Genomic DNA, 9097 nt, shown 5'->3' on the forward strand with positions numbered 1-9097 from the left:
AAGGAGGTGCGACTGTTGACAGCAAAGTTACAGCGAATGTCCGAGCTTGCCGCGAGTACGGCTCATGCGATATCGGGTAATCCTGAGCGTTGGGCCGATTTTCTGCGGGCGGCAGCTTGGAACTACAAATACCCGTTTCAAGATCAACTCTTGATCTACGCACAGCGTCCCGATGCTACGGCTTGTGCATCTATCGAGATTTGGAACAAGCGATTGAACCGTTGGGTCAAGCGCGGTGCGAAAGGTATCGCGCTCATCGAAGATCGCGGTAGTCATTTGGGGCTGCGTCATGTTTTCGATGTGTCCGACACGCAAAGTCGGAGCCGGAGACCGGTTGCCTTGTGGCGTATGGAGGAAGCCGATACGGAAGCTGTCATTGAAACGCTTGAAAATGCGTTTGGCAGCAGTGAACGAGAACCGGATACGGAGTTAGCCGACGCGCTGTTGTCCGCTGCCCAAAACGCGGTGGAGGATCATAGTACCGATTATGTGCGGATACTGCTTGCTGAGCGTGAGAACAGCCTGCTGGAAGAATTGGACGAGCCGCACGTCGAACTGTTATTTAGAGAAGCCACCCAACACGCGGTCGCTTTCATGGCGCTGACACGCTGCGGGTTGGAACCTTCCTCTTACATCAGCGTTGATGACCTGTCAGGCGTCGGCTATTTCAATTCGCTGCCTGCGCTTTCCCATTTGGGCGCGGCAATCAGCGATGTAGCGGAGACGATGCTGCGCGAGATCGAATCCACCGTTCGTGCGCTGCGCCGAGATACGCAACAAAAAATGGAGAAGCAGTCTCGCCGCACAGTTGCAAGACCGGAATCGATCCCGCACAATGAAGCTAAATCACGCGAAAGGATGATCGAGCATGGAACTGACCTACTCGTCGAGCGGGGAATATCTGCTGCCCGACTTGGAGAAACCCGAGACAATGAGCATCGGGAAATATGGGATGTTGCGCAAGACGTTTCTCAGGGAACAACGGAAGGGAACTTACGCTCACCTGATGCTGTCCGAGACGCTGAACCAACATCTGGCGGACATCGATCGCTCGGCGCGGGAGCAGATCGACCTGACAATGTTGGAACTGATCCGGCAACATCCAGCACCGGAGAAGGCGACCGACCCGATGGGTTGGACGAGTCACATGAACAGCCTGAAACAACAGGCGGAGGAACTGATTCTCACGGATCTGATCTATCATTAATTTGGTACGACCGCTCAACGGAGGACAGGAGTCTTCCGTTTTTTCATGATTCGGCTACGATCAATAATATGCTTCGAGCCGCGCCGCTATCGGAGAGTAAGACAGAGATCGAAGCTTTTTTCGAGGGGCAGGTAGAGAGCCGCGAACGAGCATTGTATGTACGCAGCTTGTTCCCTCTAGGCGTTACGGAGCTATTGCTGGAGGAAGGCGTACAAGCTGGGTTTGAACCGTATCAGAATGTACTCCATCTTTGGATGGGATCGGCTGAACAACGGACGGCGCAAAGCTTTTACGATTGGGGTGCCATCGTCGGGCATATCTCCAGCATGATTCTCCTTAACGAGTTTGATCCAGATCGAAAGTCGCTGCCCTCAGTGCAGCAACAAACCATATGGATGGAAGAAGCGGAGAGCGAACGTGCCTCCGCTTTTTCATTGCCTCAAGCGGCTATCGACGCCGTTCTGCAAGGCGGCAGTGGGTTTGAGAACGGAAAGCTGCGTATCGCGCATTTTTTCCAACAGTCGTTGTCTGCGCAAGAAAACGCGGATTTTCTGAAACGGGAATATGGAACGGGCGGTCGTCTTCCTGCCTTGATCGGCACGGATATTCACGAAAATCACGACAGCAAGGGGATTACGATTACTCGCGGTTCGATTATGCACCCGGATGTTACGGTTGTGCTGCCGTGGATCAAGGTGCAGAAACGTATCGGTGAGTTGCTGGCAGCGGGCCGATACCTGAATCGTCAGGAAGAAGAACGATTGCCTGACTATGTCGAGCAGCAGGAGGCACGGCGCAGAGAAAGGGCATTGGAAACGACAGAACACCTTCAGCAGCGATCCGAACACCCTTCGGATGAACCACAACAAGCAGAGCCGCCCAATCGGATTCATGCCCATTATGCTTATGCCGAGGGTAGCAAGGTCTTTATCGGAGCGGATGAATACGAAATTGCGCAACTGGAGCCGCGAAAGATTGTGTTGCAGGACGTTCAATTTCCACTGTTCATGCAGGAAATGAATCGGCGGGACTTCGAGCGCATGTTGCGCGAAAATCCGCTGAACGATCATCTGATTGCCGATCAGCCGGAGCGAGATTTACAGGAAGCGGAATGGGATACAGAATCGTTTGAAGAAACGGAACAAACGTCACGAGCAGAGGCTGTGGAAGTGACACCTTCTACCACAGACGCTGCTCCTGAGCTTCAGTATGAATCGTCTCCGGCCACTAACTATCGGATCACGGACGATGAATTGGGACATGGCGGTGCTAAAACCAAATTCAGATGGAACGTGGATGCGATTCGGTTGCTTGGTCAACTGGAGAAAGAGAACCGTCAGGCGACAGTGGACGAACAGGCTGTTCTTGTCCGTTATGTGGGCTGGGGCGGGCTTCCGCAAGCATTCGATGAGGGGAACTCGCAATGGGGAGTCGAATATGCGGAACTGCGAGATTTGCTGGACCCAGAGGACTTGGCGTCCGCCCGCGCCTCTACATTGAATGCCCACTACACCTCCCCAATCGTCATCCAGTCGATGTATGAATGCCTGGAGAGAATGGGCTTTCGCAGTGGCAATGTTCTGGAGCCTTCATGCGGCATAGGTAACTTTTTCGGCCTTGTGCCGGAAGCGTTTGCCGATGTTCGGTTGTTTGGGGTGGAACTGGACAGCATCACCGGACGCATTGCGCGGCAGCTTTACCCGCAAGCGTCAATTGCCATCAGCGGCTACGAGCAGACGAACTTGCCGGACAGCTTTTTTGATCTCGCGATTGGTAACGTCCCGTTCGGTGGCTACGGCGTCGTGGATAAAAGATACGATAAGCATAAGTTTCTGATTCACGACTATTTCTTTGCGAAGACGCTGGATAAAGTACGTCCGGGCGGGATTGTTGCTTTTATCACCTCTAAAGGTACGATGGACAAGCAAAATCCGACGGTGCGCAAGTATATCGCGGAACGAGCTACACTGCTCGGTGCGGTACGTCTGCCTAGCAATGCTTTTCTCGTAAATGCCGGAACCGAAGTGACCGCTGACATTTTGTTTTTTCAAAAACGGGATCGGATGGTGACGGTAAGCGAGCAAACCGAAGAATGGCTTTCGCTGGGGGAGACAGCAGAAGGTGTGCCGTTGAATAGCTATTTTGCAGCTCGTCCCGATATGGTGCTGGGCACGATGGCTTTTGATGACCGGATGTATGGCAACCAGCAAGAAACAACTTGCCGTCCCTACCCGGATGTCCCGTTGGACGAGTTGCTACGCGAAGCACTCTCGAACATTCATGCGGAGTGGGCTGAGTTGGAACGGGAAGATCAGCCCGAGGAAGAAGAAGTTTCTCTGCCTGCCGATCCAAATGTTCGCAATTTCAGCTTTGCTCTTGTGGAAAGCCGTATCTATTTCCGTGAAAACAGCCGCATGCGGCCGGTTGAGACTTCGACCACAGCGGCAGGGCGCATCAAGGGCATGATACAGCTTCGAGACACCGTTCGCGAACTGATCGAATATCAGACCGAAGATTACAGCGATGAGACGATCCAGGAGCAGCAGCGCAAGCTGAACACGCAGTATGAGCGGTTTACGGCCCAGTACGGTCTGATTAACAGTCGCGCTAATAGCCTTGCTTTCTCCGATGACAGTTCTTATTTTCTGCTTTGCTCTCTCGAGGTGGTGGATGAAGAAGGTCGTTTGCTGCGCAAGGCGGATATGTTCACGAAGCGTACTATTCGGCAACGCACCAACATTAAACAGGTGGATACGGCCTCAGAGGCACTGGCGGTTTCGATTGGGACGAAAGCGCACGTCGATCTGCTGTATATGGCGGAGTTGACCGGACTCTTGCCCGAACAGCTTGTGCAGGAACTGCGTGGTGTCATCTTTCCGAATCCTGAAAGGTTGGATAAAGAAGGGCAGCCCACCTACGAAACGGCGGATGCGTATCTATCGGGCAATGTGCGCGACAAGCTACGCGTTGCCCAGCAATTCGCCGCTTTTGATGCCGAGCGTTACAGCGAAAATGTAAAAGCGTTGGTCAGTGTGCAGCCGAAAGATTTGGACGCTTCGGAAATTGATTTGCGCCTGGGGGCAACGTGGTTGCCGCCGGAAGTCATTCGATCTTTTATGTTTGAACTGGTGGATACGCCGTACATGTACCAGTCTTCTATCGACGTGATGTACTCCAGTTACACGGCGGCTTGGAACGTCAAGGGCAAAAGCGATGATCGTAGTAACAACATTAAGGCCAACCTCACCTACGGCACGAATCGCATTAATGCGTATAAAATTCTTGAGGACACGCTCAATTTGCGGGATGTGCGGATTTTCGATACCGTTTATGAGGACGGTGTGGAAAAACGGGTGCTGAACAAACAGGAAACGGCGATTGCGCAACAAAAGCAGGAAGCCATGAAAGAAGCCTTTCGGGACTGGATATGGCAAGAGCCGCAGCGCCGGGAGCGGCTCACACGATTGTACAACGATCGATTTAACAGCATCCGTCCACGCGAGTATGATGGTAGCCATATCCGCTTCACTGGGATAAACCCAGAAATCCGGTTACGGCAGCATCAGGTCAATGCAGTTGCTCGCGTACTCTATGGCGGGAACTCTCTGTTTGCCCACTGTGTCGGCGCAGGAAAGACCTTTGCAATGACTGCTGCGGCGATGGAAAGCAAGCATTTGGGTCTATGCAACAAGAGCATGTTGGTCGTGCCGAACCACTTGACCGAGCAGTGGGCGGCGGAGTTTTTGCAGCTTTATCCGTCCGCGAATGTGCTGGTTGCGACCAAAAAAGATTTTGAAACGAAGAACCGTAAAACCTTCTGCGCGCGAATCGCCACCGGCGACTACGATGCCATTATTATCGGCCACTCGCAATTTGAGAAAATCCCGATCTCGGCGGAGCGCCAGCGGCAACAGTTGGTTGAACAAATAGCCGAGATTACAAACGGTATTCGTGACTTAAAGGAAGCCAAAGGCGAGCGGTATGCCATTAAGCAGTTGGAAAAGACTAAGAAGACGTTGCAGGTCAAGTTGGAGAAGTTGAGCGACACGAGCCGTAAGGATGATGTGGTTACGTTTGAGGAACTTGGCATCGATCGGTTATTCGTAGACGAAGCGGATTCTTACAAGAACTTGTTTTTGTACACCAAGATGCGCAACGTCGCCGGACTGTCACAGACCGAGGCGCAAAAGTCGTCGGACATGTTTGCCAAGTGTCGTTATCTGGACGAATTGACCGAGGGTCGAGGGATTATTTTTGCAACAGGCACCCCTGTTTCAAATTCCATCACCGAGCTTTATACGATGCAGCGCTACTTACAATATGCGCGGCTGTGCGGGCAGGGGTTACAGCATTTTGATGCCTGGGCATCCACATTCGGAGAGACAGTTACGGCAATCGAATTAGCGCCAGAGGGAACGGGCTATCGGGCAAAAACCCGGTTTGCCCGTTTTTATAATTTGCCGGAATTGATGAATGTGGTTAAAGAAGTGGCGGACATTCAGACGGCGGATATGCTCCAGCTTCCTGTTCCCAAAGCCCATTTCCATAACGTAGCTGTGCCGCCAAGCGAATTTCAGCGCGGGATGGTTGCTGACCTCGCCAGTCGCGCCGAACAGGTACGGGCAAAACGAGTAGAGCCGTATGAAGACAACATGCTCAAGATCACCAACGACGGACGCAAGCTGGCCCTCGATCAACGATTAGCCAATTCCATGCTGCCGGATGACGAAGGGAGCAAGATCAGCGCCTGCGCGGATAATATCTACCGACATTGGCAGGAGGGGCGGGAGCATCGACTCACGCAACTGGTCTTTTGCGATTTGTCTACGCCCAAAGCGGATGGCACTTTCAACGTCTATGACGAAATTAAGCGCAAATTGCTGGAGAAAGGTGTTCCGGCAGCGGAAATCGTCTATATTCATGACGCCAATACCGATGCGCAGAAGAAGGAGCTGTTTGGCAAGGTGCGGGCCGGACAGGTTCGTATTTTGCTGGGATCGACGTTCAAAATGGGAGCTGGTACGAATGTGCAGACGAAGCTGGTTGCCATCCATGACCTTGACTGCCCGTGGCGACCACGCGATTTGGAACAGCGTCTGGGGCGGGTGATTCGTCAGGGCAATCAGAACAGCGAAGCCCATATTTACCGGTATGTGACCGAGAACACGTTCGATGCTTATCTCTACCAGACACTCGAAAACAAGCAACGCTTTATCTCGCAAATCATGACGAGCAAGTCGCCGGTTCGTTCCGCTGGAGATATTGACGAAGCGGCGCTCTCCTATGCCGAGGTGAAGGCGCTGGCGACCGGAAATCCGTATATCAAAGAGAAGATGGATTTAGACATCCAAGTGTCGAAGCTCAAGTTGCTCAAAGCAAACCATTTAAGCCAGCGTTATGCGCTGGAGGATCGGCTGCTCAAATTGCTGCCGCAGCAGATCAAATCCACAGAGGAACGCATTGTCGGGTACGAGCAGGATGTAGCGTTGTTCATGCGCACCCAAGCACCGGAGAAGGATGACGAATCGCGTTTCCCCGGCATGACGATCAAGGATTACAGTTACTCGGAACGTGCTTCGGCGGGCGCGGCTCTTTTGGACGTTTGTAAAGGCATGACTTCTCCTGACCCGCAGGAAATGGGAGCCTATCTCGGTTTCTCGTTGTGGTTATCCTTCGACAGCTTTTCAAAAGATTACAAGGCGACGCTGCGCGGTGCATTGGGGCATACGGTTACGCTTGGGTCGGATGCAGGTGGCAACATCACGCGAATAAACAATACATTGTCGGATTTGCCGAATAAGCTCCTTTATTACCGTGACCAACTTGCCACCCTCAAGCAACAGGTGGAGACGGCAAAGGAGCAACTCGAAACACCATTTAAGCAGGAGCAAGAGTTGCAGGGGAAGTCGGCGCGCCTCGCAGAATTGAACGCACTGTTGAATATGGACAAACGGGAAAATGAAGGCGTGGATAGTGTGCCGGATGATGAACCCGAGTTGTCGGAACGAAAGGCTGTCAATCGTGAACGCTAACCGGCTGATACGTTCGCGTTCTCCCCCTCGATCTTGTATGTTGTTTACGGAAGGGGGAACAACGATGGAATTCTCGTTTATACGGCAGGCGGAAAGTTTATACGATGAAATGACTAATCAAGTCATTACACGTTTGCGTAGTGATGAAGGGTATTCGGCATTGGCAAGACGGCGTGCGGAAGTGCAATCACAGTATCCCTTCGTTAAGTCCATTTTTGAAGGCTATGAATCGGTATTTCCAAGCGTCGAGGTGCATCTTGCATGGTTAGAAGTAAAGAAAACGTTTGATGAGACGGAACAGATGGAACGCTTGGCGCTATACTGTCAAGGCCACGCTGACTGCTATGCTTACTTGAAAAAAATTGGAGCACTTTAGTAAATGGGGAAACGTTGAAAATAGGCGTTTCCTCATTTGTTTGTTGCCTAGGTATAGTTTTTGGTGCGTGACATCTCACAGATCGAAGATGAGCACTACCGGGTAAGGCTATAAATTACATGACGCAATAGACCCCAACTTTGAGGGTCTTTTTGCATTTCGGGAGGACACACATGTTGTATGCCGTCCCAAGAGGCGGATGCTTTTGCCCAATTCTACCGCCTTTTTGTTACGGAACCAGCTCGATTGAGGAGGGAGAAGCCGTGCCGGAATTGGAGTTGGTATCCAAAGGGAAGAACGTATTTGGCGATACGTATTATTGTATCCGTGATTCATCCGGGGTGACCAACCACGTTTTTGAAGTTGACTTAGAAGCATTCATGAAAATGAATGGTGCTAAGGGGTTGAAGAAAGGCAGGGCTTATCAATATCCCAAAAAGAAGAGTATGGAACGATGAACTTCTGAGAGGAACGAAAACCATGAGCTATGTAAGCAAAGAACAGATCGAGCGTGCAAAGCAAATGGATCTACTCACCTATTTGCAATGTTTCGAGCCTTACGAACTGGTGAGGAGCTCGCGTAATGCTTATTCGACTCGAACCCACGATAGTCTCAAAATCTCCAACGGCAAATGGTTCTGGTGGTCAAGAGGGATTGGCGGACGCTCTGCACTGGATTATCTCATTAAAGTACGTGGCCTGTCATTTCCCGAGGCGGTGATGCAAATCGATGGTAATCCGCCCGTCCCTTCATCACCGGCAGCGGCAATCATTCAGCAAGATTCTCCGCATGAAGAGTTGGAACTTCCCGAACCATATGAGAATTCAAATCGTGTCATCGCGTATCTACGCAAACGCGGCATTTCCCGTGATGTCATTGATTTTTGTCTCAACTCGGGACGCTTGTACGAAAGTCGAATGTACCATAACGCGATTTTTGTTGGTTTTGATTTGGAAGGTGCGCCTCGTTATGCGGCGATTCGGGGGACGACCAAAACTCGATATATGGGCGAGGCGCTAGGCAGCGACAAACGTTATTCTTTTTCAATCCCGGCGAAAGGCACCAGCACTAAGTTGCACTTATATGAATGTGGGATAGACTTGTTATCCTCTTGTACCCTTTCAGAAATCTCCGCGGAGAACTGGCGTCTATCGCATCAATTATCTCTGGGAGGAGTATACGGCCCACAGGATGAAAGGTTTGAAGACACGACACCGGCTGCGCTCACCCAATATTTGCAAAGCTACCCGGAGGTAGAGCATCTGGTATTGCACTTAGACAATGACGATACAGGTCGTTCTGCAGCAAATATGATACATCGTTTACTCGGCACAACCTATGTTATTTCCGACGAGTTACCCAAAGGTAAGGACGTTAATGTTGAGTTAGTCGCTTACCGTAAGCAACACGCTGAACTATCGCGATAGTGTTCGAAACAATGGCATCCAAACCTTCAGTGAGCGATCGGCGTCTTTTTGTTT

The 9097-nt window shown here is 51.4% G+C and carries 4 protein-coding genes; all 4 read left to right on the top strand.

From position 1 onward, the window contains the following. The first annotated feature begins 6 nt into the window (after positions 1–6). The 4 genes from MHH60_RS33350 to MHH60_RS25910 all read left to right on the top strand — a co-directional run bounded on the left by MHH60_RS33350 (position 7) and on the right by MHH60_RS25910 (position 9043). On the top strand, positions 7–7239 hold the full coding sequence (locus MHH60_RS33350) for a helicase-related protein (protein ID WP_440941441.1): 7233 nt from the start codon (positions 7–9) through the stop codon (positions 7237–7239). A 37-nt stretch (positions 7240–7276) separates the two neighbouring features. Then, a complete protein-coding gene (locus tag MHH60_RS25900) occupies positions 7277–7615 on the top strand; it encodes a DUF6664 family protein (protein WP_143766698.1) in 339 nt (112 codons plus the stop codon). 263 nt (positions 7616–7878) lie between these two features. Next, complete coding sequence (locus tag MHH60_RS25905; protein ID WP_256715114.1) at positions 7879–8073, top strand: hypothetical protein; 195 nt, start codon at positions 7879–7881, stop codon at positions 8071–8073. A 109-nt stretch (positions 8074–8182) separates the two neighbouring features. Beyond that, positions 8183–9043 carry a DUF3991 and TOPRIM domain-containing protein gene (locus tag MHH60_RS25910; RefSeq protein WP_256715115.1) on the top strand — a complete coding sequence of 287 codons (861 nt, stop codon included), beginning with the start codon at positions 8183–8185 and terminating at the stop codon, positions 9041–9043. Positions 9044–9097 lie beyond the last annotated feature (54 nt).

This window comes from Paenibacillus sp. FSL H7-0716 (genome assembly GCF_038002705.1).
GTDB classification, from domain to species: domain Bacteria; phylum Bacillota; class Bacilli; order Paenibacillales; family Paenibacillaceae; genus Paenibacillus_AQ; species Paenibacillus_AQ odorifer.